This is a genomic window from Streptomyces shaanxiensis (assembly GCF_039537145.1).
Lineage (GTDB): Bacteria > Actinomycetota > Actinomycetes > Streptomycetales > Streptomycetaceae > Streptomyces > Streptomyces shaanxiensis.
On record NZ_BAAAZY010000010.1, the window covers coordinates 1318312 to 1344569 of the forward strand.

Genomic DNA, 26258 nt, shown 5'->3' on the forward strand with positions numbered 1-26258 from the left:
CTACCGCCGAGCACGGCACGGCGGTAGACGGCATGGATGACGGGCAGGTCCTCCAGACAGGCCCGCTCGTCCACGCCGTGCAGCCCCTCGTAGCGCACCCCTAAGCCCGCCGTGGCCGGGATGCCCTCACCCGCCGGCAGATTGCCGATGTTCGACGGCCCGGCGGTCTTCGGCCGGACGGTCAGCCCCTCCCGGGCGGCGGCCGCCAGCAGTGCGGCCGCGGGTTCCTGTCCCTCGGCCGGCCGATACGACGGCCAGGCGGCCACCGGAGTGATCGTGGTCGGCCGCGGTGTGGGCACCCGCACGTCCAGCTCGCCCACCGCGTCGCGGACCAGCCGCTCGGCGGCGCGGGCGTCGAAGTTCGGCGTCGTACGGATGTCGACGCCCAGCTCGCACAGGCCGGGCACGACCGAGAAGCCCTGGCCACCGTGGCAGGAGGTCACCGTCAGCTTGGGAGGCAGGGGGAACTCGCCGTCGGTGCCGGGGAGTTCGGCCTCTTCCAGGAGCCGTACGAGGTGCGCCGCGCGGGAGACCGCTCCGGGTGCCGTACGGCGCGAGCCCGAGTGGCCCGAGGCCGCGTGCACCGCGATCGTGGCCCGCCACAGTCCCCGCCCGCCGACCACGACCTCGTCGAGCCCCGGGTAGCCGATCATCACCCCGATCGGACGGACCGCCTCCGGGTCCGCGAGATAGGCGCGGGCACCGCCGAAGCCGCCCGTGTGCTCGTCGACGTCGAGCAGCACCCAGGGCCCTGTCGCCGGATTCCGGCGACAGGGCCCTGGCCCGCCGCGCAGGGTCTCGGCACGGCCGTGCAGCTCGGCCGCGATGCCGCAGAACATCGCCGCGGCGAGCTTGGAGTCCGCCGCGCCTCTGCCGCGCAGCCAGCCGTCGACGACCTCGCCGCAGTCCGGCGCGAACGACCAGGCCGTCTCGTCGCCGTACGGGGCGGTGTCGACGCAGGCGTCCAGCGCCCACCAGGGGCCGGGCCGGCCGCCCGCGACCTCGATCAACAGGCCGACGGCGTCGCCCTTGCCGCCGTGGAGACGGCGATGCGGCAGCCCGTGCCCAGCGAGCCAGTCCTCCAGGACGCCCAGGACGGGGCCGTAGTCGTCGATCCCGGCGCGGCTGGGGCGGCGGATCAGCCGCTGGGCGAGGTCGATCACGTCGGCGTGTGCGGTCATGGGGTCACTGTGCCCGAGGGCGCTCGGTGTCAGTGGCGGGTGTCACCCCTCTCCGGTTGTGCAACTAGTTGCATAAAGGCTCCGCGGTCCTCTACAACTACGTGAAGCACGACACCGCGCACGGAGGGGCCCGATGAGCCGTTACCCGCACCTGCTGAGCCCGCTCGATCTGGGCTTCACCACGCTGCCCAACCGCGTCCTCATGGGCTCCATGCACGTGGGCCTGGAGGAGGCCGAGCGCGGCTTCGAGCGCATGGCCGCTTTCTACGCGGAGCGGGCCCGCGGGGGAGTGGGTCTGATCGTCACCGGCGGCATCGCGCCCAACGACGAGGGGCGCCCGTACGAAGGTGGCGCCAAGCTCACCACCGAGGCGGAGGCCGAGCAGCACCGGGTCATCACCGAGGCCGTGCACCGCGAGGGCGGCCGGATCGCGATGCAGATCCTGCACTTCGGCCGGTACGCCTACCACCAGGACCTCGTCGCCCCGAGCCCGCTCCAGGCGCCGATCAGCCCCTTCCCGCCCCGCGAGCTCACCGACGCCGACGTCGAGCGGACCATCGACGACTACGCCCGCGCCGCCCGCCTCGCCCGGCAGGCCGGGTACGACGGCGTGGAGATCATGGGCTCCGAGGGCTACCTCATCAACGAGTTCATCGCCACGCAGACCAACCGGCGCACCGACCGCTGGGGCGGATCGTACGAGAACCGCATGCGCTTCCCGGTCGAGATCGTCCGCCGGGTGCGCGAGGCGGTCGGCGAGGACTTCATCATCGTCTACCGGCTGTCCATGCTGGACCTCGTCCCGGGCGGCTCCACGCTCGACGAGGTGATCACGCTCGCGAAGGCCGTCGAGGCCGCCGGGGCGACGATCATCAACACCGGCATCGGCTGGCACGAGGCGCGCATCCCGACCATCGCCACCTCGGTGCCGCGCGGCGCCTACACCTGGGTCACCAAGCGGCTGATGGGCGAGGTGTCGGTCCCGCTCGTCACCACCAACCGCATCAACACCCCCGAGCTGGCCGAGGAGTTGCTGGCCGACGGCTGCGCGGACATGGTGTCGATGGCCCGCCCGATGCTCGCCGACCCCGACTTCGTAGCCAAGGCCGCGGCGGGCAAGCCCGAGGCCATCAACACCTGCATCGGCTGCAACCAGGCCTGCCTCGACCACACCTTCAGCGGCAAGATCACGTCCTGCCTGGTCAACCCGCGCGCCTGTCACGAGACCGAGCTGACGCTGTCCCCGACCCGGCTGCGCAAGAGGGTCGCGGTCGTCGGCGCCGGACCCGCCGGAATGGCCTGCGCCGTCAGCGCGGCCGAACGCGGCCACGACGTCACGCTGTTCGACGCCGCGGGCGAGATCGGCGGCCAGCTGAACGTCGCCCGCAAGGTCCCCGGCAAGCAGGAGTTCGACGAGACGCTGCGCTACTTCCGCCACCAGCTCGACTGGCAGGGCGTGGACGTGCGGCTGAACACCTGGGTGTCGGCCGAGGACCTCGCCGCCTACGACGAGGTGGTGGTCGCCACGGGCGTCAGCCCGCGCACCCCGGACATCCCCGGCGTCGACCACCCGAGCGTCGTGGGCTATCTCGACGTCCTGCGCGACGGTGCCCCCGTCGGCGAGCGCGTCGCCGTCCTCGGCGCGGGCGGCATCGGCTTCGACGTCGCCGAGTTCCTCACCGACGGCGGCGACAAGGCGAGCGAGGACCCGGCGACGTACTTCCGCCAGTGGGGCGTCGACATGGACTACACGGGCCCCGGTGGCCTCGCCGCCCCCGAGCGGCCGGCCCCGCCGCGCACCGTCCACCTGCTCCAGCGCAAGACCAGCAAGGTCGGCGCGGGCCTCGGCAAGACCACCGGCTGGATCCACCGCACCGAGCTGAAGCACCGGGGCGTCACCATGGTCCCGGGCGTGCGCTACGACCGGATCGACGACGCCGGACTGCACGTCACCGTCGGTGAGGAGAGCACGGTCCTCGAGGTCGACACGATCGTGCTCTGCACCGGGCAGGAGCCGCGCCGCGACCTGTACGAGGCGCTGCTCGCCGCCGGTCGCAGCGCGCACCTCATCGGCGGTGCCGACGTGGCCGCCGAACTGGACGCCAAGCGCGCCATCAAGCAGGGCACGGAGCTGGCGGCGAGCCTGTAGGGGCGCCCGAGCGCGTCCCTAGGATGAGCCCATGTCACTCCCGCACGCGATCCTCACCGCCCTGGTCGAAAAGCCGTCCTCGGGGCTGGAGCTGACCCGCCGGTTCGACAGGTCGATCGGCTACTTCTGGTCGGCGACGCATCAGCAGATCTATCGCGAGCTGGGAAAACTGGAGACCGAGGGCTTCATCCGCACGCTGCCGAGCGATCAGCCGGCCCGTGGGCAGAAGAAGAGCTACGAGGTACTGCCCGCGGGCCGCGCCGAACTGGCCCGCTGGACCGCCGCCTCCCAGGACCCGAGGCCGCACCGCGACACACTGCTGCTGCGGATGCGCGCCGCGGCCGTCGTGGGGACGGAGGGCATCGAGGGCGACCTTCGGCGCCATCTCGACCTTCACCAGCGGCAGTTGGCCGAGTACGAGGAGATCGAGAAGCGCGACTTCCCGCCCGGCAGGGACAGTTCCCAGGACCGGTTGCGGCACCTCGTGCTGCGCGCCGGCATCGATCTGGAGACCTTCTGGACGCAGTGGCTCACGCGCGCCCTGGAGGAGTTCGCGGAGCTGCCGGGGAACGAAAGGGCGTGAGCCGGGCTCCCGGAGCAGGTAGGGCTCCGGCTCACTGAGCCGGTGCCCGGCGGGGCTTCGCCCCCGTCGTCAGAGCCGGTACGGCTTCGACTTGCGGCGCAGGAACCAGGCCGTGGCCAGGCCGCCCGCGCCCACCAGGACCCCGCCGCCGACCAGCGTCAGAGTGCCGTAGTCCGTCGAGGAACCGCCCATGCCGCCCATGACGCCGCGCGACGGGGAGGCCGTGGCGGAGATCGTGCGGGTCGGGGTGGCGCCCGAGACGATGACCGACTGGGTGCCCGCCGTCACGCCGTTCGAGCACACGACGATGACGGTGTAGGTGCCCGCGCTCACGCCCGCCCAGGCCGCCGACTGCAGCGCCGCCGTCCCCGACAGGGACACCTGGCGTCCCTGGGCGAAGTTCGACTGCCTGCTGTTCAGCAGCGAGGCGGTGCCCCAGCTGCCGTTGACGTTGGTGCACGCGCTGGTCGTGACGGAGACCGTGGACCCGGTGGTGCTCACGGAGATCCCCGAGACCGCGGCGGCCGGAACGGCGGCCACGGAGAGGGGAAGAACGGAGGCGGCTGCCACGGTCAGGCCCGAGCGGAGGAGTAGCGATGAAATGCGCATGGGGTTCCCTCCGGCGGCACGGTCGGCGGTACATCCCTGGCGCCGCCGAGGGTCGGGAACGCCCGTGCTGCCTCAGGGGCAGCCAACGCGCCCCCGGCTCCGCCCGCATGCGGGCCGCCCCCGGACAGGTGACGTGCTGCTGCGTTCGAGGGACGCGGAGAGGCATCAGCCCTGCGCGCCCGTCGTCACCGTCCGCTCCGCGGAGAAGCCGCCCCAGGTGCCGTCCGGCAGCCTGCCCCGGATCCGGACCCGGTGAGCGACCCCCTTCTCCGGCCCCAGGTAGAAGCTGTACTCGGCCCGCTCGCGCGGCGCGGTCCCGCCGTACACCAGCGACGTGACCGTACGGCCGTCGAGCTGCACCTGGTACTCCACGACCACACCGTCCGTGCGCGGTGGCACCCAGTCCAGGTCGAGGTAGTACGCCCCGTCCTCGCGATGGGCACTCGCCCGGAAGGCGGTCGGCGCGGTGCCGCGCCCGTCGTCGGTGCCGGGCGTGGTGACCCGCACAGCCGCCGTGGCGGGGGAGAGGTTGTCGGCCGCGTCCCGGGCCCGGACGGTGAAGGAGTAGCGCGTGCCGGGCCGAAGACCCGTGACCACGGTCGCGGTCTGGTTCCCGCCCACACTGTGGATCTTCGTGCCGCCCTGATGGATGTCGTACGACACCACGTCCCGGTCGTCCGTCGCCTGCGACCACGACAGCTGGACCGCCCGGCTGCCGACCGCCCGCCCATGGACCTGCCCCGGACGGGTCGGGGCGGCGCGGTCGGCGGCCACGGCCTCAGGAGTCCTCGCCCGGACCTCCTTGCTCGGTGGACCGAGCCGCCCGTCGGTGTCACGGGCCCGCACGGTGAAGGCATACATGGTGGACGGCTTGAGCATGGTGACATCCACCATGTGTGCGGAACCCGGCACTTCCTTGACCTTCGTGGGGCCCCGATACACCTCGTAGATGCGGACACCGCGCTCCGCGGAGACGGCGTTCCACATGACGTGCACGCTGGTCGAGCTGCCCGCCGCGGCCGTGACACCCGTGGGCGCCCCGGGCAGCCGGCCGCCGCCCTCGTCCGCCCCGCTCCAGGCGCAGGAGGAGAGCAACGCGACCGCACAGAAGGTCGAAAGGGGAACGAAGGTACGTCGCACGACACTGCCTCCCGGGGCGGTCTCGCGGCAATGGTCCGTACCAATATCGCGCGGCTGGCGCGATCACATCAAGAGGGCGGTCGCTTGATGACCGGCTCCGGGAGTTACGTATGCTGAAGCTCCTCGCGGCTGAACTCTCCATGGCAAGGCGGGAGTTCATGTCGTCGGCGCGGGTCGCTGTCGTCGTTGATCCCGCGCCGAACGGTGGCGGCCGGGGGGTCTGGGGTCAGTCGCGGACTCAGAACCCCGGCCCCTGCCGGAAGTTCGGGGGCGGCCGTCGTGTCGCCGGGGTGCGCACGGGTGGGCCCTGCGGGTGGCAGCATGATCGAAACAGCATCAGATTGGGCCGAGTTGTCCGATTAGATGACCGTTCGGGCTGAGAGCCTGCCATTGTTGCCGAGGAGAGGGTTTCCTGTTGTGCGTGTCAGGTCGCTGACGCTGGCGGCGGCGAGTGCCGCTCTGCTCGCTCCGACGACTTTGTCCACCGCCCTGCCCGTCCCGCCACCCCCGCCGCAAGGGTCAACAGCGCGTCGTGATGCGGACGTCAGCGCCGCTGACCTGCTGTCAAAGGTGCGTGACTGCAGTGTCGTTTCCGAGGGGCGCTATCGCACCGACCGCGGTGTGCGGGCGACCGTCCCGGTCTGCGGGGAGCGGGGGGCGGTGTTCTGGAAGGCCGACATGGACATCGACTGCGACGGTCGGCCCACCGGCCACTGCAACCGCCGTACGGATCCGTTCTTCACCGCCGCGACGGCCTATCGGCAGTCCGACGGCCGTTATCCGAGCGCCGAACGCCTCCCGTACATCGTGGTGCCCGCCCCGAGCCCCATCTGGAACCACCGCGACCACGGGATCCGCGGCGGCTCGCTCGCGGCTGTCGTGTACCGGGGCCGGGTGCTGTACGCGGTCGTCGGCGACGTCGGCCCGGACGACATGATCGGCGAGGCGTCGTACGCCACCGCGAAGGCCCTCGGCATCCCGGCCGACCCGCACGCCGGCGGCACGGCCCACGGGGTCACCTACATCGTTTTCAAGGAGAAGCCGGTGGAGCCCATCGAGAACCGCACGGCCGCCGTGACGGCCGGCGAACGGCTGGCGAGGGAGTTCGTGCGGGGCGCGGAAGCCCTGCAGGGCCAGGAAGTTGTGCAGGGCCGGCAAGTCGTGCACGGTGAGCGGTCCGTGCACGACGACTGACCCGCACGGTTGTTGAGGAGACGTCAGACCGCCGACCAGCCGTCGTCGACCGGCAGGATCACGCCGTTGACGTTGCTCGCCGCGTCCGAGGCGAGGAACACGATCGCGGCCGCCTGCTCCTCGGGCTGGGCCAGCTTGCCGAGGTTGACGAAGTGCGGGCCGAGGGCCGCCGGTCCGTGGGCGTCCTGCGCGGCGTCCACGACGATGCCGGTCTGCGTGCCGCCCGGAGCGATGGCGTTCGCGCGTATCCCCTGCTTGCGGTACATCACCGCGAGCGACTTCGTCAGCCCCACCACACCGTGCTTCGACGCCGTGTACGCGGCGCCCGCCGCGCTGCCGCGCAGACCGGCCTCGGACGCCGTGTTCACGATCACGCCTCTGCCCGCCGCCAGCATGTGCGGCAGCGCTGCCCGGGTGAGCAGGAACGGGGCGGTGAGGTTGACCCGGATGACCCGCTCCCACTCGGCGTCGGTGACGTCCGCCAGGGCCGACATACGGTCCATGATCCCGGCGTTGTTCACCAGGACGTCCACGCCGCCGAACCGCTCGACGGCGGTTGCGACCACCTGGTCGACGACGGCCTGCTCGCTCAGGTCGCCGACGACGGCGACCGCGGCGCCGCCCGCCTGCTCGATCTCCTTGACGACGGCCTGCGCGCCCTCGGCGCTCAGATCCGCCGCCACGACCCGGGCGCCCTCCGCGGCGAAGGCCAGCGCGGCCGCCCGCCCGATGCCCGATCCCGCTCCGGTGACGATGACGCTGCGTCCGTCCGGTCCGCCGCTCATGAAGTGCTCCATCCGTATGGCCGATGTCCGAGGGCCAACCATACGACTTAATGTCTCTGAGTGACATAAAGTCTTCGGGGAGAATTCCGGGAGAGCGATCAATGCCGGCCGGAGGAGACCATGACCGCAGCCCGTGGAGGCACCGGAAGACCGACGGGACGACCGCCCCTGACCGAGGAGCGCAAGGCCGAGATCCGGCTGGAGATCGCACGGGCGGCGGTCGACCTCTTCGTCACCCAGGGCGTGGCGGCGACCACGGGCGAGCAGATCGGAGCGGCGGTCGGTGTCTCCGCGCGTACGGTGTGGCGCTACTTCCCGAGCAAGGAGAGCTGCGTACGGCCGCTGTTCTCGGCCGGTATCGACCTGATCGCCGAGTGCCTGCGACGGTGGCGTCCCGGGGAGCCGCTGGAAGAGGTCATCGACCGGGAGTTCGCGGTCGAGGGGCACCTGCCTGCCGTGCCCGACCGCTCGACCGTGGGGGCGCTGGTACGGCTGACCCGAACCGAACCCGGGTTGCGCGCGATCTGGCTCCAGACGTACGACGAGGCAGAACCGGCGTTCGCCCGCGCTCTCGCCGAACGCGCCGGACTGCCCGCCGGCGACCTGCGCCCGGCGATCCAGGCGGCCGTGTTCAACGCGGCGCTGCGCGCGGCCGTCGAGTATCACGCCTGGCACACCACCGACACGGATCCCGACCCGGAGAGGGTCCAGGCCGAGCTGATGGCGACGTTGCGTTCGGCGCTGGCGGTTGTGGCGGAGGGGGTTGCGTAGGGGGAGACAGGCCTGTGCACAGGAGTGCGGTGTCCGGCCCGCGTCGCCGACGAGCCTGCGGGAGCGGAGCCGGAGTGCGGGCAGGGGCCGCCGTGACGTCGAAGATCGGCCGCCTTGCCCGCCCAGCTGCGGCAAAGGCCCCTGGGCCGTGTACCCAGAACTCGGGTCCACGGCCGAGGGGCCCGACGGCACAACCGCTGCCGCGCCCGACCTACACCTTCCGGTACGCGTAGGCCTCCGCGGCCGCCGCCTCCACCGCCGCGAGGTCGGCGCCGGTGGCGGCCGTGACGACCGCGGCCACCGCGCCCTCGACGAAGGGAGCGTCCACCAGACGTGTCCCGTCCGGGAGTTCGTCGCCTTCGGCGAGCAGGGCCTTCACGGTGAGGACCGCGCTGCCCAGGTCGGTGAGGACCGCGACCCCGGCGCCGCGGTCCACGGACGCGGCCGCCGCGGCGATCAGCTCGGCGCTGGTGCCCAGGCCACCGCCCTCGGTGCCGCCCGCCGGGGCCACCGGCACGGCCGTGCCGCCGCCCGCGAGCCCCTGCGCCAGCTCGGCCACCGAGGCGGCCACCTGGGCGCTGTGCGAGACCAGCACGATGCCGACGCGCCGCTCGCCCTTCTTCCCGTCGCTCACCGTCTCTTCACTCACCGTTCGCCTCCGCCAGCCCCGCGATCAGCAGCGCCGAGGACGTGGCCCCCGGGTCCTGGTGCCCGATGCTGCGCTCCCCGAGATAACTAGCCCGCCCCTTGCGGGCCTGCAACGGCGTGGTCGCCAGGGCGCCCTCCTCGGCGGCGGCCCGCGCCGCGGTGAAGCCGTCGCCGAGCGCGTCCACGGCCGGCACCAGCGCGTCGATCATGGTCTTGTCGCCCGGCGCCGCGCCGCCGAGCACCATGACCGCGTCCACCCCGGTCCGCAGCGCTTGGGCGAACTGCTCCGAGCTCACCTCGCCGGCGTCCCCGAGGGCCTTGCCGGTCCGGCGCAGCAGCGTCCCGTACAGCGGCCCAGACGCCCCGCCGACGGTCGAGATGAGCTGGCGCCCGGCGAGCATCAGGATCGCACCGGGCGTCTGCGGGTCCTCTTTCTCCAGCGTCGTCGCGACGGCGGTGAACCCGCGTTGCAGGTTGCTGCCGTGGTCGGCGTCCCCGATGGGCGAGTCGAGGGCGGTGAGCCGTTCCGCCTCGCGGTCGACGGCAGCGGCGGTCGCCGTCATCCAACGGCGGAAGAAATCGGCGTCGAGCACTGGATCTCCTTGTGTGACAGATGCCTTGTGATCGTCTGACTCCGCCGGATCAGATTCCCCAACGCAGCCCCGGTGTCTTCACCGGCGCGTTCCACAGCCGCAGCAGCTCCTCGTCGACCTGGCACAGGGTGACCGAGGCGCCGGCCATGTCGAGCGAGGTGACGTAGTTGCCGACGAGCGTGTGGGCGACGGCGACACCGCGCTCGGCGAGTACGCGCTGGACCTCGGCGTTGAAGCCGTACAGCTCCAGCAGCGGTGTCCCGCCCATGCCGTTGACCAGGACGAGGACGGGGTTGCGCGGGGTCATGTCGTCCAGGATCGCGCCCACGGCGAAGTCGGCGATCTCGCGCGATGTCATCATCGCCCGCCGCTCCCGTCCGGGCTCGCCATGGATGCCGATGCCCAACTCCAGCTCGCCGGGCGGCAGATCGAAGGTGGGGCTGCCCTTCGCGGGCGTGGTGCAGGCGCTGAGAGCGACACCGAAGCTGCGCGCGTTCTCGTTGACCTGCCGCCCGATCGCCTCCACCCGCTCCAGTGGCTGCCCCTCCTCCGCGGCGGCACCGGCGATCTTCTCCACGAACAGCGTCGCGCCCGTGCCGCGCCGCCCGGCCGTGTAGAGGCTGTCGGTGACCGCCACGTCGTCGTTGACGAGCACCTTCGCGACCTGGATGCCCTCGTCCTCGGCGAGCTCGGCGGCCATGTCGAAGTTGAGGACGTCACCCGTGTAGTTCTTGACGATGAACAGCACACCCGCCCCGCTGTCCACCGCGGCCGCGGCCCGCGCCATCTGGTCCGGCACCGGCGAGGTGAACACCTCGCCCGGACAGGCCGCCGACAGCATCCCCGGGCCCACGAATCCACCGTGCAGTGGCTCGTGCCCCGACCCGCCGCCGGAGATGAGGGCGACCTTCCCCGCCACCGGCGCGTCCCGCCGTACGATCACCCGGTTCTCCACGTCGACGACCAGGTCGGGATGGGCCGCCGCCATTCCGCGCAGGGCGTCCGCGACCACGTTCTCCGCGACGTTGATCAGCATCTTCATGAGTACCTCCCGGTGGGCTTGGCAGGTCGGCTTCGGACCTGTGTCTTTGCAGGTCAGAGTGGACTCGGCAGGTTTTGATCGGGCTGGCTCTCGCCGGTTGTCGCCGGTTCTCGGAGGTTCTTGTCGGTCGGAGGTCGGTTGCGTCGCGGGTCAGAACCCTGCTCTCGGCAGTATCGACCTTGCGGCAGCGAAGGTCACGTGGGCGGAGCGCAGGGCTCGCCGCTGCGTGGTCCGCGTCGCCACGGACGGCCGCGGGAGAATGAGCGGCATGACACGTCTGCGAGCTCCGTTCGGCAGGTGGGAGCCCGCGTCTCTGAGTGAGGTCGTCGCGAGGTTCTCCGGCCTGGAGTGCCGCTGGTGGGTGGCCGGCGGTCTGGCGATCGAGCTCGCGGTGGGGCATCGCATCCGGTCCCACGGGGACATCGACGTCCTGCTGTTGCGGCGTGACCAGCGAGAGGCGCAGCAGGCTCTGGCGGGCTGGCAGTGGTGGGCCGCCGATCCGCCAGGGAGCTTGCGTCGGTGGGCGTCCGACGAGGTCCTGCCCCCGGGGGTTCATGACATCTGGTGCCGGCCCGGGCTCGCCGATCCCTGGCGTATTCAGATCATGCTGGACGAGTCCCACGCCCAGGAATGGGTGTCGCGGCGTGATCCCCGGGTGCGCAGGCCGATCAGCGCGCTGGGGATGACCACGGCCGAGGGCGTTCCCTTCCTGGCTCCGGATGTGCAGCTCTACTACAAAGCCAAGGCGCCTCGCCCCAAGGACGAGGAGGACTTCGACGCCGCGCTGCCCGTGCTCACGGATCAGCAGCGACAGTGGCTCGTCGACGCGATCTCCATGACGTACGGGGCTCACCCTTGGAGCAGGCGCCTGGAGGCGTGACCGTCGAACCTCCTGGGACGGTTCCCGGGAGATCGTTATCTGCCGTCCTCCGGGACTCTCCGAGCGACCCGCGACGGAATTCATGCACCTGCAATGATCTGCCCCTCAACTTCCTGCTAGACATGGTGGGGTGACCCCCTCGGAGCGGCAGCCCGCCTCCTGAAGACGTCCCGTGAAGCAGAACCCCGGTCCCGGACCCTCCTCGACCCCTAAGGACTCCGCCTCCGTGGCACATTCGATCGACGTTCGTGGTGGCGAAGCCCTGGCCGACCCGAGCACGCCCCTCCTGGACAACGCGATCTGGGCCGCGCTGGCCGGCCCGCACGCCCGCTTCGCCGAACGGCTCGGCCGTGCCGCCCGCTACCCAGCCGACGTCTACGGCTTCGCCGCCCTCGCCGATCCGGCCGATCCGGCCGCCTGGGCCGACCTGCGCACGCTCGTCGGTCCCGGAACCGTCGTACGGGTCAAGCCGGTTGAGGAGGTTCCCGCCGGATGGGAGGTCGTCGGCGGTGGTGTGGGAGTCCAGCTCGTCGACACCGCACTGCGGGCCGAACCCGCCCCGGAAGCGGTACGGCTCGGTCCCGACGACGTTCCCGAGATCCTCGATCTGGTCGCCCGCACCAAGCCGGGCCCCTTCCTCAAGCGCACCGTCGAACTGGGCGCCTATCTCGGCATCCGGCACCAGGGGCGGCTGATCGCGATGGCCGGCGAGCGGATCCGGCCGCCCGGCTGGACGGAGATCAGCGCCGTCTGCACCGACCCGGAGCATCGCGGCCGCGGTCTGGCCACGCGCCTCGTACGGGCCGTCGCGGCGGGTATCCGCGCCCGCGGCGACGTCCCGTTCCTGCACGCCGCCGCCGGCAACACCCCGGCGATCCGGCTGTACGAGTCCATCGGCTTCACCCTGCGCCGCCGTTCGCCCATCCTGCTGGTCCGCAGTCCGGGAACACCGCGCGAGGTCAGGGCGTTGTGACTTACGACGAGATGTGCGAGGCGCCGAAGCGCGCGACCCGGCGGACGGAGGTGGCGGACGTGACGCACATATTCCACGCCGTCCATCTCCACTCCCGGCCCCACATCGATCTCCAGCGCGTGGCCGGCGCGCTCTGTTGTTCCTGACCCGTTCCTTCACCGCCGTTGCCCCCTCTTGTGTGTGAGGGCCCGGCGTTCTCGCTACGGACTTCCAGGAAGGCACCGACTCGTGTCCTCAACTCCCTCTTCTTTCCTGCACCTTGCCGTCGCCCTGGACGGCACGGGCTGGCATCCCGCCTCCTGGCGCGAGCCGGTGGCCCGCCCCCGGGACCTGTTCACCGCGGAGTACTGGGCCGACCTGGTCACCGAGGCCGAGCGCGGGCTGCTCGACTTCGTGACCATCGAGGACGGTCTCGGCCCGCAGTCCTCCCACTGGCTGGACCCGGACGAGCGCACAGACCAGGTACGCGGCCGTCTCGACGCCGTCCTCATCGCCTCCCGCGTCGCCCCGCTGACCCGGCACATAGGTGTCGTACCGACCGTGGTGGCCACCCACACGGAGCCGTTCCACATCTCCAAGGCCATCGCCACCCTCGACTACGTCAGCGCCGGCCGCGCCGGCCTGCGCGTGCAGATCACCGCCCGCCCGAACGAAGCCGCGCACTTCGGACGCCGCACCGTCCCCCGCATCGAGGCCTACGACAGCCCGGTCGCGCAGGAGGTGGTGACCGACCTGTTCGACGAGGCCGCCGACCACGTCGAGGCGGTGCGCCGGCTCTGGGACAGCTGGGAGGACGACGCCGAGATCCGGGACGCCGCCACCGGCCGCTTCATCGACCGCGACAAGCTGCACTACATCGACTTCGAGGGCAGGCACTTCAGCGTCAAGGGCCCGTCCATCACGCCCCGGCCGCCACAGGGCCAGCCGATCGTCAGTGCCCTCGCCCACGACACCATTCCCTATCGGCTCGTGGCCCGCGCCGCCGACATCGGCTATGTCACCCCGTACGACGCCGACGAGGCCCGCGCCGTCGTCGCCCAGATCCGCGCCGAGCAGAGCGCGGCAGGGCGAGCCGCCGAGACCCTGCACATCTTCGGCGACCTGGTGGTCTTCCTCGACGACGATCCGGCCGTCGCGCTCGCCCGCCGGGAACGGCTCGAGACCCTCGCGGGAGAGCCGTACACGAGTGACGCGCTGATATTCACCGGCGCTCCCCACCAACTCGCCGATCTGCTCCAGGAACTGCAGAGCGCCGGGCTGACGGGCTTCCGGCTGCGTCCCGCCGTCGCCGGCCACGACCTCCCGGCGATCACCCGGGGCCTGGTCCCCGAACTCCAGCGCCGGGGCGTCTTCCGCCGTGCCTACGAGGCCGACACCCTGCGCGGGCTGCTGGGCCTGACCCGCCCCGCCAACCGCTACGCCGCCGCGAACGCCTGAGCCGGAGGGACGTCCACGATAATGAGCAAGCCGCTGAAGCAGATCCACCTGGCCGCCCACTTCCCCGGCGTCAACAACACCACCGTCTGGAGCGACCCACAGGCGGGCAGCCACGTCGAGTTCAGCTCCTTCGTGCACTTCGCGCTGACCGCCGAACGCGCCAAGTTCGACTTCCTGTTCCTCGCCGAGGGGCTCAGGCTCCGGGAACAGGGCGGGAAGATCTACGACCTGGACGTCGTCGGCCGCCCCGACACCTTCACCGTCCTCGCCGCGCTCGCCGCCGTCACCGAACACCTCGGACTGACCGGCACCATCAACTCCACCTTCAACGAGCCCTACGAGGTCGCCCGCCAGTTCGCCAGCCTCGACCACCTCTCCGGCGGCCGCTCCGCGTGGAACGTCGTGACCTCCTGGGACGCCTTCACCGGCGAGAACTTCCGCCGCGGCGGATTCCTGCCGCAGGAGGAGCGCTACTCCCGCGCCAAGGAGTTCCTGGCCACGGCGAACGAACTCTTCGACTCCTGGCACGGCGACGAGATCCTCGCCGACCAGGAGACCGGTGCCTTCCTGCGCGACGCGAAGGCCGGAGCCTTCGTCCACACCGGGCAGCACTTCGACATCCACGGCCGGTTCAACGTGCCGCGCTCCCCACAGGGCCGCCCGGTGATCTTCCAGGCCGGCGACTCCGAGGAGGGCCGCGAGTTCGCCGCCTCCGAAGCCGACGCGATCTTCAGTCGGCACGCCACCCTCGAAGCCGGCCAGGCCTTCTACACCGACGTCAAGAAACGCCTCGCCAAGTACGGCCGCCGCCACGACCAGTTGCTGATCCTGCCCGCCGCCACCTTCACACTCGCCGACACCGACGCCGAGGCCGAGGAACTGGCCAAGCAGGTGCGCCGCCGGCAGGTCAGCGGCGCCACCGCCCTCAAGCACCTGGAGTTCGTCTGGAACCGGGACCTGTCCTCCTACGATCCGGACGGGCCGCTCCCCGACATCGACCCCGACGTCAGTGACAACCACATCTCCAAGGGCCGCGCCCAGGTCCGCATGTACCGCGACCCGCTGACCACCGCCCGCGAGTGGCGCGAGCTCGCCGCCGCCAACAACTGGTCGATCCGCGACCTGGTCATCGAGACCGGCAACCGGCAGAACTTCATCGGTTCGGCGGAGACGATCGCCCGCACCATCAACGAGTTCGTGCAGGACGACGCGGCCGACGGTTTCATCCTCGTCCCGCACATCACTCCCGGCGGCCTCGACGAGTTCGCCGACAAGGTCGTACCGCTGCTCCAGGAACAGGGCGTCTTCCGCACCGAGTACGAGGGCCCGACCCTCCGGCACCAACTCGGCCTGGCCCACCCGGACGACGTACCGGGTGAGCAGCGGGCGGCGTCGTGAGGTTCCTCGCCATCACCCTGATCGTGCACCGCCCGGACCCGGTCACCGGAGTGCACAAGCCGACCCACGACCGGTTCCGCGAGGTCCTCGACAACGCGCTGCTCGCCGAGGAACTGGGCTTCGACGGCTTCGGCGTGGGGGAGCGGCACGAGCGGCCGTTCATCTCGTCCTCACCGACCGTCGTCCTCAGCCACATAGCGGCACTGACCCGGCGCATCCGGCTGTTCACCGCCGTGACGACCCTCAGCCTCCTGGACCCGGTGCGGGCCTACGAGGACTACGCCACCCTCGACCATCTCGCCGAGGGCCGCCTGGAGTTGATCATCGGCAAGGGCAACGGCGCGGCCCAGCGCGAGCTGTTCCACGTCACGCCCGAGGACCAGTGGGACCGCAACGCCGAGAGCTACGAGGTGTTCCGGCAGATCTGGCGGCAGGACAAGGTCACCGCCAAGACCCGCTTCCGGCCCGAACTGACCGACGCCGAGGTGTGGCCGCGGCCCTACCAGCAGCCCGTCCGGGTCTGGCACGGCAGCGCCACCAGCAAGGAGTCGGTGGACCTGGCTGCCCGCTACGGCGACCCGCTGTTCTCGGCGAACGTCACCCACCCCATCGAGCCGTACGCCGAGTTGATCCGCCACTACCGCGAGCGCTGGGAGCACTACGGCCACGATCCGGCCGCCATCGCGGTCGGCGCCGGCACGGCCGGACTCCTGGTGAGCCGCACCTCCCAGGACGCCCTCGAGGTGTACCGGCCGATCTTCGAGGCGAACCTGACGTTCCAGCGGCGGTTCGGCCTGCCCGTGGTCTTCGAGACCCTGGAGGACTTCGTCGAACGCAGCTCCGCCCTGATCGGCAGCCCACAGCAGGTCATCGAGAAGGTGCACCGCTACCACGAGCAGTTCGGCCACACCGTGCTCCATCTGCACGCGGACGCCGGCGGGCTGACGGACACGCAGCACCGTGACTCGCTGGAACTCTTCCAGACCGAGGTCGCCCCCGTCCTGCGCCGCGAGATCCCGGACCCGCCCTTCCCCTGGGGACCGGTACGGCCCGTCACCGAGGAGCCCGCCCATGTCTGACGTACCCCTCGGCGTCCTCGACCTGGTGCCGATCCCGTCCGGCTCGACAGCCGCCGACGCCCTGCGTAACTCCATCGACCTTGCCCAGCAGGCCGAGCGCCTCGGCTACGCCCGCTACTGGTTCGCCGAGCACCACCTCAACCCGGGCGTCGCGGGCACGTCCCCCGCGGTCGTGCTCGCGCTGACCGCGTCCGCCACCTCCAGGATCCGGCTCGGCTCCGGCGCCGTACAGCTCGGCCACCGCACCGCGCTGAGCACGGTCGAGGAGTTCGGCCTGGTCGACGCCCTGCACCCGGGCCGCCTCGACCTCGGCCTGGGCCGCTCGGGCGGCCGACCGCCGGGACAGCGGGCCGCCCCGCAGCAGACGGCCACTCCTGTCGTGGACGGCAGGGCCCCGAACGGACTGCTGATCCCGCCCCGCTTCTCCTTCGAGCGTCTCCTCGGCTCACCCCGGATCGCCCTTCAGCGCAAGCTCCTCCTGCTGCCCGGCGCCGAGTCGCAGGACTACGCCGAGCAGATCGACGACATCCTCGCCCTGCTGGCCGGCACCTACCGCTCCCCGGAGGGCGTCGAGGCGCGCGCCGTGCCGGGCGAGGGCGCCGACGTCGAGCTGTGGATCCTGGGCAGCAGCGGCGGCCAGAGCGCCGAGACGGCGGGCGCGCGGGGGCTGCGGTTCGCCGCGAACTACCACGTCAGCCCGGCCACGGTGCTGGAGGCGGTGGACGGCTACCGGGCCTTCTTCCAGCCCTCCGACTTCCTCGACAAGCCATACGTCAGCGTCTCGGCCGACGTGGTCGTGGCGCAGGACGACGCGACGGCCCGTGAACTCGCCACCGGATACGCGGCCTGGGTCCGCAGCATCCGCACGGCCGAGGGCGCCATCGAGTACCCGACGCCGGAGCAGGCCCGTGCCCTTGAGTGGGGTGACGCGGACAGCGAGCTCGTGCGGGACCGCGTGGACACGCAGTTCGTCGGCTCGCCGGGGCGGGTGGCCGACCGCCTCGAGCAGCTCCAAGAGGCCACCGGGGCCGACGAGTTGCTCATCACGACCATCACCCACGACCACGCCGACCGGGTGAGGTCGTACGAGCTGCTGGCGGAGGAGTGGAGCCGGAGGTGAAGGGTCATCGGTGGGGAGCCGACACTGGCCACCTCCTGACACCGTCGGCGACGACGGCCGCGGTCCGGTCGAGGAGACGGCGGCCGTCCGCACCGGTGAACCACTCGGCGTGCCCGACGTAGTACTCGTACGCCGGCCGCGCGTTCTCCGCCGACCGGCTCCGAACCTGGAAGCTGTTGGAGAGCTGGCAACCGGCTGAGGCGTGCCGCCGTGCGTCGGTCATCGGCGGCGAGGAAGGCCGCCGCCGAGGAAAACGCGTGCTACGCGATCGGCTTCCGCTCGTGAGGGAGCTTCTCGCCGGCCTCGATCGCGACGGGGAGCCGGTTCTCGGCGGGCGGCAGGGGGCAGGTCGCGAAGTCGGTGTAGGCGCACGGCAGGTTGGTGGCGCGGTTGAAGTCCAGCACCACGGTGCCGTCGGGTCCGGGCGCGTCGACCTGCAGGGCGCGACTGGCCGCGTACGTGGTCACGCCGGAGGTCGCGTCGGTGAACAGCACCATGAGGCTGCCTGGGGTGTGCCCGTTGAACGCGGTCAGACCCAGTGCCTGGCCGTCGTCGATCCGGAATCGGATCCTGCCCGGCGCGTCGTAGACGTGCTGCAGCCCTTCGACGGCGGCACCCACGGTGATCGGCCGCGGTTCCGGGAACGGCGTATACGTGCCGGTGACCAGCCAGCGGGGGTGCGGCGCGTACGCGGGTGTCCCGGTGAACGCGGTACGCAGCGGATGCTCCGGGTGCCGTGGCCGGATCAGGTCGAGGCCGCCGCGTTTGGCGATCTCGATCACCGCATCGCCCCAGACGGCGTTGACTCCGCCGCGTTCCGGGATGACACCGAATCGGTGCCGCCCGCGCACCGCGGTGCCGTCGACGACGAGTTCCTCGCCCTCGTCGAGAACGACGGTGACGCCGTCGTGGCCCGTCGACCAGGTGCCCGGTGCGTCGGGAAAGCGCTGAGGGTCGGGGGCCAGCCAGTGCAGGCCGGTGACGGCGAGGAATCCGTGCTCATGGGCGAGGGCGGCATCCTTCCGCTGATGCCACGCTTGCCATTCGGCGGCGAAGGTCTCGATGCCGGTGGGGGAGTCCTGGACGGTCATGTGTACTCCTGCGGAACACGGGTGTTGATGGTCGGTGGGGTGCGGGGTAAGGATCAGGACGGTGAGGTGTCGGTGTCGACCGGAAGCGGATGGCCCCAGCTCTCCGCGAAGAACGTCCCCGTCAGAGGTCGCCGTTCGCGTGCGGCGGTCTCGCGGTCGCGCAGCTCCTGCGGGAGGAGGTCCGCCGGGGCCAGGGCCCCTAACGCAGTGATGGAGAGTGGCCGGTAGCCGTCCGGAACGCCGGGGGACGCACGCAGCCGTTCAACGCCACGGCCGCCACACCGCCCTCCAGGGCGGCGATCCGCTGCTCGAAGACGTCCTGGGTGGGGTTGTGGATGCGCGTGTAGATGTTGCCCGGCTCGGCCAGCGAGAACAGGTCGGCGGCGTGCTGGGTGTCCCGGAACACGAAGGACGTCGTCCGGTAGATCGGCGTCGCGCGTGCGCCGGTCGTCGGGTCCGGGACGGCACCGGCGTGGATCTGCCTGGTCTCGAAGGACCACGCCGAGGTGTCGGGTCCGGCGGGCGCGTCCTCGGGGGTGTGGCCTGCGGTGACGGAGTCGATGGGCCGGCTCATGGTTCTCCCTGGTGCGGGTACGGCGCTGCCTGGGTGCGTGGAAGCGGGGGAAGCGAGGAAACAGCAGGCTGAGAAGGTGCGCCCGGACACGGGCAGCGGTCAGCGCGGTGCGGCGGGTATGGCAGTTCGAACGCCGGAGGGCGGAGTCAGCTCACGGCGGAACAACCCGTGGTGGTGACACGCACGTAGTCGACGTGGCGGCGGGTCACGAGCACGGTCATGGAGCCAGGTAACCACACGGGGGCAGGCGCGCACCAGCACACCGGGCGCAGGCCGCCGATCGAGGTGGACAGTGGACGCACCTTGCCGGGTGTGCTTTGATCCGGGCTTATGGAAACCACTGGCCAGGCACACACGGTGCTGCTCGACCCGTTCTGGGTGAGCCGCCGCGCCGACCAGTTCGACGAGGTCTGTTGCTGATCGCCGTTCGACGGCCGACGACCCCGACGCTTCTCTCCTGTCCCACCCCGCTCTCGGCGCACCCTTCGGGCAACTGACCTACCCGGCAGCCCCGTTGCGGCGTGCCGCCGTGACCGGTCGGCTGCCCCCACGAAGGAACAATCAATGGCCCAGCCCACAGCCCTGCCCGTCATCGACATCTCCCGCTTCCGCGCCCCGGACACGGACCGCGAGGCCTTCCTCGCCGAACTCCGTGCCGCGGCCCACGAGGTGGGCTTCTTCTACGTCACCGGGCACGGCGTCCCCGCATCGCTGCAGGGAGAGATCCTCGGTGCGGCCCGCACCTTCTTCGCGTTGCCGGAGGAACGGCGGCTGGAGATCGAGAACATCAACTCGGCACAGTTCCGCGGCTACACGCGCACCGGGACCGAGTACACCGAGGGCAGCGCCGACTGGCGCGAGCAGATCGACATCGGCCCGGAACGCGCGGCCCTCGACACGGGCCCGGGCGACCCCGACTACCTGCGCCTGATCGGCCCCAACCAATGGCCGTCCGCGCAGCCGGAGCTGCGGGACATCGTCCTGCGCTGGCAGGCGGAGGCGCTGCGCGTGAGCCGCGAGGTGCTGCGTGCCCTGGCAGCCGCGCTGGGACAGGACGAGGGCTACTTCGACCAGTGGTTCGACGACGAGGCGGCCGTCCACGTCAAGATCGTCCACTACCCGCCGCGCGCCGCGCAGGACGCCGACCAGGGAGTGGGCGCGCACAAGGACTACGGCTACCTCGCTCTCCTGCAGCAGGACGAGGTCGGCGGGCTCCAGGTGCAGCGCGAGGACGGCGAGTGGATCGACGCCGCGCCCGTGCCCGGTGCCTTCGTGTTCAACATCGGCGAGATGCTGGAGATCGCCACCCAGGGCTATCTGAAGGCCACTCGGCACCGGGTCGTCAGCCCACAGACGGGCGTCGACCGCTACTCCATCCCGTTCTTCCTGGGTCCCCGCCTCGACGCCGTCGTCGAGCCTCTGCACCTGCCGGCGGAGTTGGCCTCGCGCAGCCGCGGTGTCACCGACGATCCGAACAACCCCCTTCTGGCCGCCTACGGCGAGAACGCCGTCGTCGGCTGGCTCCGCTCGCATCCGCGGGTGGCCGACCGCTGGTGGGCGGACGTCCTGGCCAAGCAGGGCGCCGCCCGATGACGACCACCCGACACCACGGCGGCGGCTGGCAGTTCGAGACACGGCAGGGTGCACGCGGGCGCCGTACCGGACCCCACCACGGGCGCACGGGCCGTGCCGATCCACCAGACGACCAGCTACGTCTACCGGGACACCGCGCACGCCGCCGCGGCGTTCGAACTGGCCGACCTCACCACCCACGCCTACACCAGGCTGTCCAACCCGACCACCGCCGTGGCCGGCGGCCAGGCAGCGACCTCGCTCGCGCTGCTGAACCTGGCCCGCTCCGGCGACCACATCGTCGCCTCGGCCTCGCTCTACGGCGGCACCCGCACCCTCCGGCGACGAGCGCACCCGCGCGTTGCGGGCCGAGCGGCTGGACGTCCTCGGCCTCGGACTGGCCTGCGGATGCACACTGACGCTGATGATGCCCTTCATCCGCACTCCGGACAGCGGGGGAGAGGCATTCCTGTGGGGGCCATGGTGTGTGCACTGGCGGTCTTCTTCGCCGTGCACCAGTGACTGCGATTGCGCAGAGGCCGCGAGCCGCTGGTTCATCCCGGGCTGATGTCTTCGAGGCCGTATGTGCTGGGCACCGCTGTCGCCATGGGCGTCTCCTCAGGGCTCTCTTGGCGCCTTGTGCGGCGGATCGGGCCGCGCAGAGTGACCGTCGGCCTCGTCCTGGGGGTGGGTGCATGCACCGGTGGAAGCCGCCGGAGTGGGCGGCGCCATCCTGCAGATGGCCCAGCGCATCGCGGCGGCCGTCTGCCTCAGCGCCGTCCTGGCGGTCTACCTGCACGCCGCACCGGGCCCGCCGGAGGACAGCCACTCTCGGGCCGGCCACGCCCTGGCCTCCTGCGTCTGCGCCGGCCTGCTCGCCGTAGCCCTGGCCCTGTCACTGCTGCGCCGGGCAGCCACACGAACCCATCCGTCAGTACCCACGTCGGCGGAGCCCGCCGATCCGGTCTCCGCCGTCAGGGTGACCTCGTGAGCCCTGTGCCACGGCAAGGGACAGGGGCGTGGCCCGGACCTGCTCACCCTTCCGGCCCACCCCCTCCCCGCGCAGCTGACCCACCCTCATGCCGCAGCGGCCGCCCCTGCTTCAACGCGGCGCGCTCCCCATCACGCATGTACGGCCGCGCACAGGGCACCGGGTGAAGGGACGTGGTCGGGGCACAGCCCCTCAGGTGGCCCGAAGGGCGTCGCGGCGCGAAGATCGGCGCAGCAGAGGAGGCAGGAAGGAGCGCGACCGCCGCGAGAGGTCGCACGGTCGGGCAGCGCGCCGAGACCGTTCGCGACGGCGTGGCTCGCACACACCGCGGCGATCGCTTCGGCCATCGGTATCGTCCGCCCCGACGCACCGGCCCACGGCACCGCAGCCGCGAGGAGGAGGATCACCATGGCCGATCACCGGCAGGGGACCGAGCCGGGCGGCGAATCCGCGGCGCGGCCGCCGCGGGGGCACGGGGCGAGCGCACGGGACACCGTGCGGCTCGCGGTGGTCGTCGGCGCCCTCGGCGTGGTCTTCGGCGACATCGGGACCAGCCCGATCTACACCCTCCAGACCGTGTTCAACCCCGACGACCCGCACCCCGTCCCGGTCAGCACGGACAACGTGTACGGGGTGGTGTCCCTGGTGTTCTGGTCGGTGATGATCATCGTGACGGTCACCTATGTGCTGCTCGCGATGCGTGCCGACAACGACGGCGAGGGCGGCATCATGGCGCTCATCACCCTGCTGCGGCGCTGGAACGCACAGCGCGGCCGCAGAGCCGCCGTCGTCCTGGCCGCGCTCGGCATCTTCGGCGCGTCGCTCTTCTTCGGCGACAGCATGATCACCCCGGCCATCTCGGTGCTGTCGGCGGTCGAGGGGCTCAAGGTCGTCGAGCCGTCGCTCGAGGACGCGGTCGTGCCCATCACCGCGGTGATCATCGTGCTGCTGTTCCTGGTACAGCGCCGGGGAACCGCGGCGGTGGGCAGGATCTTCGGGCCCGTGATGATTGCCTGGTTCGTGGCGATCGGCGCGTGCGGCGTCGTCGGCATCACCGACCACCTGGACATCCTCAAGGCACTGTCACCGACGTACGCGTTGGGCTTCCTGGTCGGCCACTGGGGCACCGCCTTCTTCGCCCTGGCCGCGATCGTCCTCTCGGTCACCGGCGCCGAGGCCCTGTACGCGGACATGGGGCACTTCGGCCGCCGGGCGATCACCCGAGGCTGGCTGATTCTCGTCCTGCCCGCCTGTGTCCTCAGCTACATGGGTCAGGGTGCGCTGATCCTCGACGACCCGGAGAACATCAGCAGCCCGTTCTTCCTGCTCGTGCCCGACTGGGGGCGCTGGCCGATGGTGCTGCTGGCGACGGCGGCCACCGTGATCGCCTCCCAGGCGGTGATCACCGGCGCGTACTCGGTCGCCTCCCAGGCGGCTCAGCTCGGCTATCTGCCGAGGCTGCGCATCGCGCACACCTCCGAGTCGACCATCGGCCAGATCTACGTCCCCTGGATCAACTGGCTGCTGATGGTCTCGGTCCTCACCTTGGTCTTCGCCTTCCGCTCCTCCGCAGAGCTGGCGTACGCCTTCGGCATGGCGGTCACCGGCACCATCACCATCACCACCCTGCTGTTCTTCTACGTCGCCCGCGCCAAGTGGGGCACGCCCAAGTGGCTGCTCGCCGTCGGCGGGGGCATGCTCCTCTTCGTGGACCTGCTGTTCGTGGCGGCCAACATGACCAAGCTGGTGCACGGAGCGTGGCTGCCCCTGCTGATCGGCCTCACGGCCTTCACCGTCATGACGACCTGGCAGCGCGGCCGCGAGGTGGTCACCGCGGAACGGGCGCGTGCCGAAGGGCCGCTGCCCGAGTTCGTCGACGACCTGCGCAGCGGCAAGGCCGCGACGCGCCAGGTCCCGGGCACGGCGGTGTTCCTCAACCGGGGCAAGGAGGCCGCGCCGCTGGCCATGCGGGCCAACGTCGAGCACAACCATGTCCGGCACGAGCACGTCGTGATCCTCGCCCTGAAGACCGAGCCGGTGCCCCGTGTCCCGTCCGACCAGCGGGTCGTCGTGGACGACCTGGGCTACGCCGATGACGGGATCATCCACGTCACGGCCCGGTTCGGCTACATGGAGACCCCGGACGTGCCCGGCACCCTGGCGCTGCTCGCCCCGTCGTCGACCGAAGGGCCGTTGCAGCTCGACGAGGCGTCCTACTTCCTGTCGAAGATCGAGCTCCGGCGCGGCACGGCACCCACCATGGCCTCCTGGCGCAAGCGGCTGTTCATCGCCACGTCCTACATCACGGCCGACGCCGCCGAGTACTTCAGCCTCCCGCGCGACCGCACGGTCATCATGGGCTCGCACATCGAGGTGTAGCCCCGCCGCAGAAGGCATGGTCCGCGCCCGCACGAGCAGACGCGGACCACACGGCCGTCAGCTCGACTTCCACCAGGCCGCGGCGGTGTCACGCAGGGTGTTGGTGCCGCAGTGCACCTCGCCCATGCCCAGGTGGTAGGTGTACCAGTCGTCGATGTACGACACCTTCAAACCGACTCGCGTGTACGCGGCGGTGACGGCCTGAGTGAAGATGTCCTTGCCGCCGATGACCGGCCCCCACTGGCGCGGGGCGAGAAAGCGGTCCCGGGCGAGCAGGACACCGTTGACGGCGCCGGGGACGTAGGCGCTCGTCGGGACGGCGGCCGGGGCGGCGGAGGCGCGGTGGTCCTGGGCGAGCCACTGCTGCTGGCCGTACCTGCCGAGCGCGTCCACGAGCGCCGGGTCGCCGCCCATCCGCGTCAGACGCGGCACGGACACCTCCTGTCCGTCGGCCGCCGACATCTCGGCCTCCCGGGTGTACAGGGCCGGCACACGCACGATCTCCTCGTCGGTGACGCCCGTCTCGCGCTTGAGGATGTCGAGGTTGGCTTCGATGCGCTCAGCGGCCATGGTGTTGTCGGCCACGAAGTGCCGGGCGGCGAGGGCCTGGTCGATGGTCTCCTTCGGCGCCGGCTGGTCGCCCAGGCGGGGAACGGAGAACATCTTCGTCCTGCCGTGGCCGTCACGCTGTGCGTCGCGCAGCAGCTTCAGCCCGGCCTGCGGGTCGGCGACCCCGATCCGCCAGCCGCGCGGGGTGTCGGCGGGCAGGAACTGCACGAACTCGTCGACGTGGCCGACACCCAGCCACGAGGTGTCCAGCAGGAGCGGGTCCTGCAGGCCCTGGGACTTCAGCAGGGTGCGCATCGCCTGCGCCGGCTTGGAACCGGTGTCCTTGCGGTGGCCCATGATGATGCGGCCGGCCGGGAAGGAGCGTCCGCCGTGCGTGTAGGGCGGAATGGTCTCCAGGTTCCCCATGGAGTTGAGCGTCCACTCCTCCGAGTCGCGCACGCCGGAGACCTGCACCACGCCGACGTCGCGGCCGCGCACCTTCTCGAACAGCTCCCGGCCCGCCTCGCGGTCGGGCTGCGCCGAGCGCAGCAGTACGCGCATCGCGTGCCGTTTCCCGCCAGGACCGGCCATGCTGACGTAGGCCGGCTCGACGAAGTCCTGCGCCCAGATGTCGCCGTACTTGTCGAAGGTCACGAGCGGCTTGGTGATCCCGGCGCGCCGCACCTCCGTCTCCAGGTTCTTCACGAACTGCCGGTAGGGCTGGTCGGCGGAGCTGTTGCCGGGCACCTTGGTGACCATGACCTGCTGCGTGTTCTGCAGGTGGTGGTGGGTCAGGAGCGGGGCGACGCGCAGGGTGACCGCGTCGGACGTGGTCCGGCCCGCGGACGTCACGCTCAACCGGATCACCGCCCGGCCGTCCCACTTCGCGGTGTCCCGGATGATGTCGGTGGCCTCGACGCCGAACTCCACGCCGGAGCGCAACTCCGCCGCCGACAGCCGGGTGTCGGCCGTGACCAGGACCCAGTCACCGGAGCGCTTGAGGAAGACCCGGGTGTACTTGGCCCCGGCCGTCACCTGCACGCTGCCCTTCGCCCCGGACGCCAGGCCCGGCATCGGCACCGAGCGGACCCGGGCGAGATCGGCGGCGTCGGCACTGCCATTGACCTTCTTGTCGGAGGCGTCGTTGCAGGCGGCCAGCTTGGCGTCGGACAGCGGCCGGCCATCCGGGCCCTTGACCGGGCAGCGCTTGGTGTCGTCGTCGAGGTTGGGGAGGTGGACCGCTCCCCGGCCGACGGACCATCTGTCCTCGCCGGCCGAGTCGGTGTCCCCGGTGACGTCGACCCGCCCGTCGCGGTCGACGTCCGCGCGGAGGTCGGCGGTCGCGGCCGACGGCGCCGCGGAGGCGGGGGAGAGCGGGGTGGCGAGCACGGAGCCCGCCGCGGTGAGGGCGAGGAGCACATGTCCCGCAGGGGTCGTACGTATACGCGTACGTGTGCGCACGGCGTATCCCTTTCAGGTGGGGGGTGTTTCGCCGTGCAAGAGGGTGAACGCACACTGTG

Annotated in this window: 23 protein-coding genes and 3 pseudogenes; 15 read left to right on the forward strand and 11 right to left on the reverse strand. The window is 71.4% G+C overall.

Annotated elements, in window-relative coordinates; all coding sequences use genetic code 11:
• Window positions 1-23: 23 nt before the first annotated feature.
• A pseudogene (locus tag ABD932_RS19350) lies at window positions 24-1181 on the reverse strand (M20 family metallopeptidase); the annotation flags it as partial.
• Between the two features lie 133 nt (window positions 1182-1314).
• Here ABD932_RS19350 and ABD932_RS19355 point away from each other — a divergent pair.
• Together ABD932_RS19355 and ABD932_RS19360 are read left to right on the forward strand one after the other, a co-directional pair.
• Window positions 1315-3330 carry an oxidoreductase gene (locus ABD932_RS19355; protein ID WP_345014302.1) on the forward strand — a complete coding sequence of 672 codons (2016 nt, stop codon included), beginning with the start codon at window positions 1315-1317 and terminating at the stop codon, window positions 3328-3330.
• 31 nt (window positions 3331-3361) lie between these two features.
• Window positions 3362-3913, forward strand: a complete 552-nt coding sequence (locus ABD932_RS19360; RefSeq protein WP_345014304.1) for a PadR family transcriptional regulator — start codon at window positions 3362-3364, stop codon at window positions 3911-3913.
• A gap of 69 nt (window positions 3914-3982) precedes the next feature.
• On the opposite strand, the gene ABD932_RS19365 is transcribed toward ABD932_RS19360, so the two are convergent.
• Together ABD932_RS19365 and ABD932_RS19370 are read right to left on the reverse strand one after the other, a co-directional pair.
• The gene (locus ABD932_RS19365) at window positions 3983-4522 is read right to left on the reverse strand and encodes a hypothetical protein (RefSeq protein WP_345014306.1); all 540 of its coding nucleotides are present in this window, start codon (window positions 4520-4522) and stop codon (window positions 3983-3985) included.
• A 165-nt stretch (window positions 4523-4687) separates the two neighbouring features.
• Complete coding sequence (locus ABD932_RS19370) at window positions 4688-5662, reverse strand: fibronectin type III domain-containing protein (RefSeq protein ID WP_345014308.1); 975 nt, start codon at window positions 5660-5662, stop codon at window positions 4688-4690.
• 417 nt (window positions 5663-6079) lie between these two features.
• Between ABD932_RS19370 and ABD932_RS19375 the strand changes: the two genes are divergently transcribed.
• Window positions 6080-6856 (forward strand): glycoside hydrolase family 75 protein, encoded by a 777-nt coding sequence (locus ABD932_RS19375; RefSeq protein WP_345014310.1) that lies wholly within the window; start codon window positions 6080-6082, stop codon window positions 6854-6856.
• A 23-nt stretch (window positions 6857-6879) separates the two neighbouring features.
• On the opposite strand, the gene ABD932_RS19380 is transcribed toward ABD932_RS19375, so the two are convergent.
• A complete protein-coding gene (locus ABD932_RS19380; RefSeq protein WP_345014312.1) occupies window positions 6880-7641 on the reverse strand; it encodes an SDR family NAD(P)-dependent oxidoreductase in 762 nt (253 codons plus the stop codon).
• Between the two features lie 120 nt (window positions 7642-7761).
• Here ABD932_RS19380 and ABD932_RS19385 point away from each other — a divergent pair, with 120 nt between their 5' ends.
• A complete protein-coding gene (locus tag ABD932_RS19385) occupies window positions 7762-8412 on the forward strand; it encodes a TetR/AcrR family transcriptional regulator (protein WP_345014314.1) in 651 nt (216 codons plus the stop codon).
• A 211-nt stretch (window positions 8413-8623) separates the two neighbouring features.
• Here the strand turns inward: ABD932_RS19385 and ABD932_RS19390 are convergent, their stop codons facing one another.
• The 3 genes from ABD932_RS19390 to dhaK are packed head-to-tail and all read right to left on the reverse strand — an operon-like array spanning window position 8624 to window position 10695.
• Window positions 8624-9046 (reverse strand): PTS-dependent dihydroxyacetone kinase phosphotransferase subunit DhaM, encoded by a 423-nt coding sequence (locus tag ABD932_RS19390; protein WP_486389368.1) that lies wholly within the window; start codon window positions 9044-9046, stop codon window positions 8624-8626.
• Window positions 9047-9053: 7 nt separating this feature from the next.
• Window positions 9054-9653, reverse strand: a complete 600-nt coding sequence (dhaL, locus tag ABD932_RS19395; protein ID WP_345014318.1) for a dihydroxyacetone kinase subunit DhaL — start codon at window positions 9651-9653, stop codon at window positions 9054-9056.
• A 49-nt stretch (window positions 9654-9702) separates the two neighbouring features.
• The gene (gene dhaK / locus ABD932_RS19400) at window positions 9703-10695 is read right to left on the reverse strand and encodes a dihydroxyacetone kinase subunit DhaK (RefSeq protein ID WP_345014320.1); all 993 of its coding nucleotides are present in this window, start codon (window positions 10693-10695) and stop codon (window positions 9703-9705) included.
• A gap of 268 nt (window positions 10696-10963) precedes the next feature.
• Here dhaK and ABD932_RS19405 point away from each other — a divergent pair, with 268 nt between their 5' ends.
• The 7 genes from ABD932_RS19405 to ABD932_RS19435 all read left to right on the forward strand — a co-directional run bounded on the left by ABD932_RS19405 (window position 10964) and on the right by ABD932_RS19435 (window position 17582).
• Window positions 10964-11575: a nucleotidyltransferase domain-containing protein gene (locus tag ABD932_RS19405; RefSeq protein ID WP_345014322.1), complete on the forward strand. Its 612-nt coding sequence runs from the start codon at window positions 10964-10966 to the stop codon at window positions 11573-11575.
• 226 nt (window positions 11576-11801) lie between these two features.
• Window positions 11802-12548: a GNAT family N-acetyltransferase gene (locus tag ABD932_RS19410; RefSeq protein WP_345014324.1), complete on the forward strand. Its 747-nt coding sequence runs from the start codon at window positions 11802-11804 to the stop codon at window positions 12546-12548.
• 11 nt (window positions 12549-12559) lie between these two features.
• Complete coding sequence (locus tag ABD932_RS19415) at window positions 12560-12694, forward strand: putative leader peptide (protein WP_345014482.1); 135 nt, start codon at window positions 12560-12562, stop codon at window positions 12692-12694.
• A gap of 82 nt (window positions 12695-12776) precedes the next feature.
• Window positions 12777-13985, forward strand: coding sequence for an LLM class flavin-dependent oxidoreductase (locus ABD932_RS19420; RefSeq protein WP_345014326.1), 1209 nt, complete (start codon window positions 12777-12779; stop codon window positions 13983-13985).
• 21 nt (window positions 13986-14006) lie between these two features.
• Window positions 14007-15383, forward strand: a complete 1377-nt coding sequence (locus tag ABD932_RS19425; protein WP_345014328.1) for an NtaA/DmoA family FMN-dependent monooxygenase — start codon at window positions 14007-14009, stop codon at window positions 15381-15383.
• On the forward strand, window positions 15380-16462 hold the full coding sequence (locus ABD932_RS19430; RefSeq protein ID WP_345014330.1) for an LLM class flavin-dependent oxidoreductase: 1083 nt from the start codon (window positions 15380-15382) through the stop codon (window positions 16460-16462). The genes ABD932_RS19425 and ABD932_RS19430 overlap by 4 nt, the downstream gene beginning before the upstream one ends.
• Window positions 16455-17582, forward strand: coding sequence for an LLM class flavin-dependent oxidoreductase (locus ABD932_RS19435; protein ID WP_345014332.1), 1128 nt, complete (start codon window positions 16455-16457; stop codon window positions 17580-17582). Before ABD932_RS19430 ends, ABD932_RS19435 begins: the two co-directional genes overlap by 8 nt.
• Before the next feature lie 4 nt (window positions 17583-17586).
• Here ABD932_RS19435 and ABD932_RS19440 read toward each other — a convergent pair whose 3' ends face one another.
• The 3 genes and pseudogenes from ABD932_RS19440 to ABD932_RS19450 all read right to left on the reverse strand — a co-directional run.
• Entirely contained in the window at window positions 17587-17805 is a 219-nt protein-coding gene (locus ABD932_RS19440) for a hypothetical protein (RefSeq protein ID WP_345014334.1), read from the reverse strand.
• 37 nt (window positions 17806-17842) lie between these two features.
• Window positions 17843-18673: a DUF1684 domain-containing protein gene (locus tag ABD932_RS19445; RefSeq protein WP_345014336.1), complete on the reverse strand. Its 831-nt coding sequence runs from the start codon at window positions 18671-18673 to the stop codon at window positions 17843-17845.
• A 262-nt stretch (window positions 18674-18935) separates the two neighbouring features.
• Window positions 18936-19247: pseudogene (locus ABD932_RS19450) on the reverse strand (PLP-dependent transferase); the annotation flags it as partial.
• Window positions 19248-19811: 564 nt separating this feature from the next.
• On the opposite strand from ABD932_RS19450, the gene ABD932_RS19455 reads away from it, so the two are divergent.
• From ABD932_RS19455 to ABD932_RS19470, 4 genes and pseudogenes are all read left to right on the forward strand, one after another.
• Entirely contained in the window at window positions 19812-20840 is a 1029-nt protein-coding gene (locus ABD932_RS19455) for an isopenicillin N synthase family dioxygenase (RefSeq protein WP_345014338.1), read from the forward strand.
• Window positions 20837-21179 (forward strand): annotated as a pseudogene (locus ABD932_RS19460) (PLP-dependent transferase); the annotation flags it as partial. The gene ABD932_RS19455 and the pseudogene ABD932_RS19460, both read left to right, overlap by 4 nt.
• A 343-nt stretch (window positions 21180-21522) precedes the next feature.
• The gene (locus ABD932_RS19465) at window positions 21523-21810 is read left to right on the forward strand and encodes a hypothetical protein (RefSeq protein ID WP_345014340.1); all 288 of its coding nucleotides are present in this window, start codon (window positions 21523-21525) and stop codon (window positions 21808-21810) included.
• 408 nt (window positions 21811-22218) lie between these two features.
• Window positions 22219-24189 (forward strand): potassium transporter Kup, encoded by a 1971-nt coding sequence (locus tag ABD932_RS19470; RefSeq protein WP_345014343.1) that lies wholly within the window; start codon window positions 22219-22221, stop codon window positions 24187-24189.
• A 57-nt stretch (window positions 24190-24246) separates the two neighbouring features.
• On the opposite strand, the gene ABD932_RS19475 is transcribed toward ABD932_RS19470, so the two are convergent.
• Window positions 24247-26199: a protein-arginine deiminase domain-containing protein gene (locus ABD932_RS19475; protein ID WP_345014345.1), complete on the reverse strand. Its 1953-nt coding sequence runs from the start codon at window positions 26197-26199 to the stop codon at window positions 24247-24249.
• Window positions 26200-26258 lie beyond the last annotated feature (59 nt).

Bases quoted from the DNA above. Each gene is read 5' to 3' on its own strand.
- ABD932_RS19355 (WP_345014302.1), top strand. From the start codon at position 1,315: ATGAGCCGTTACCCGCACCTGCTGAGCCCGCTCGATCTGGGCTTCACC.
- ABD932_RS19360 (WP_345014304.1), top strand. From the start codon at position 3,362: ATGTCACTCCCGCACGCGATCCTCACCGCCCTGGTCGAAAAGCCGTCC.
- ABD932_RS19365 (WP_345014306.1), bottom strand. From the start codon at position 4,522: ATGCGCATTTCATCGCTACTCCTCCGCTCGGGCCTGACCGTGGCAGCC.
- ABD932_RS19380 (WP_345014312.1), bottom strand. From the start codon at position 7,641: ATGAGCGGCGGACCGGACGGACGCAGCGTCATCGTCACCGGAGCGGGA.
- ABD932_RS19385 (WP_345014314.1), top strand. From the start codon at position 7,762: ATGACCGCAGCCCGTGGAGGCACCGGAAGACCGACGGGACGACCGCCC.
- dhaK (WP_345014320.1), bottom strand. From the start codon at position 10,695: ATGAAGATGCTGATCAACGTCGCGGAGAACGTGGTCGCGGACGCCCTG.
- ABD932_RS19405 (WP_345014322.1), top strand. From the start codon at position 10,964: ATGACACGTCTGCGAGCTCCGTTCGGCAGGTGGGAGCCCGCGTCTCTG.
- ABD932_RS19415 (WP_345014482.1), top strand. From the start codon at position 12,560: ATGTGCGAGGCGCCGAAGCGCGCGACCCGGCGGACGGAGGTGGCGGAC.
- ABD932_RS19425 (WP_345014328.1), top strand. From the start codon at position 14,007: ATGAGCAAGCCGCTGAAGCAGATCCACCTGGCCGCCCACTTCCCCGGC.
- ABD932_RS19435 (WP_345014332.1), top strand. From the start codon at position 16,455: ATGTCTGACGTACCCCTCGGCGTCCTCGACCTGGTGCCGATCCCGTCC.
- ABD932_RS19440 (WP_345014334.1), bottom strand. From the start codon at position 17,805: ATGACCGACGCACGGCGGCACGCCTCAGCCGGTTGCCAGCTCTCCAAC.
- ABD932_RS19445 (WP_345014336.1), bottom strand. From the start codon at position 18,673: ATGACCGTCCAGGACTCCCCCACCGGCATCGAGACCTTCGCCGCCGAA.
- ABD932_RS19455 (WP_345014338.1), top strand. From the start codon at position 19,812: ATGGCCCAGCCCACAGCCCTGCCCGTCATCGACATCTCCCGCTTCCGC.
- ABD932_RS19470 (WP_345014343.1), top strand. From the start codon at position 22,219: ATGGCCGATCACCGGCAGGGGACCGAGCCGGGCGGCGAATCCGCGGCG.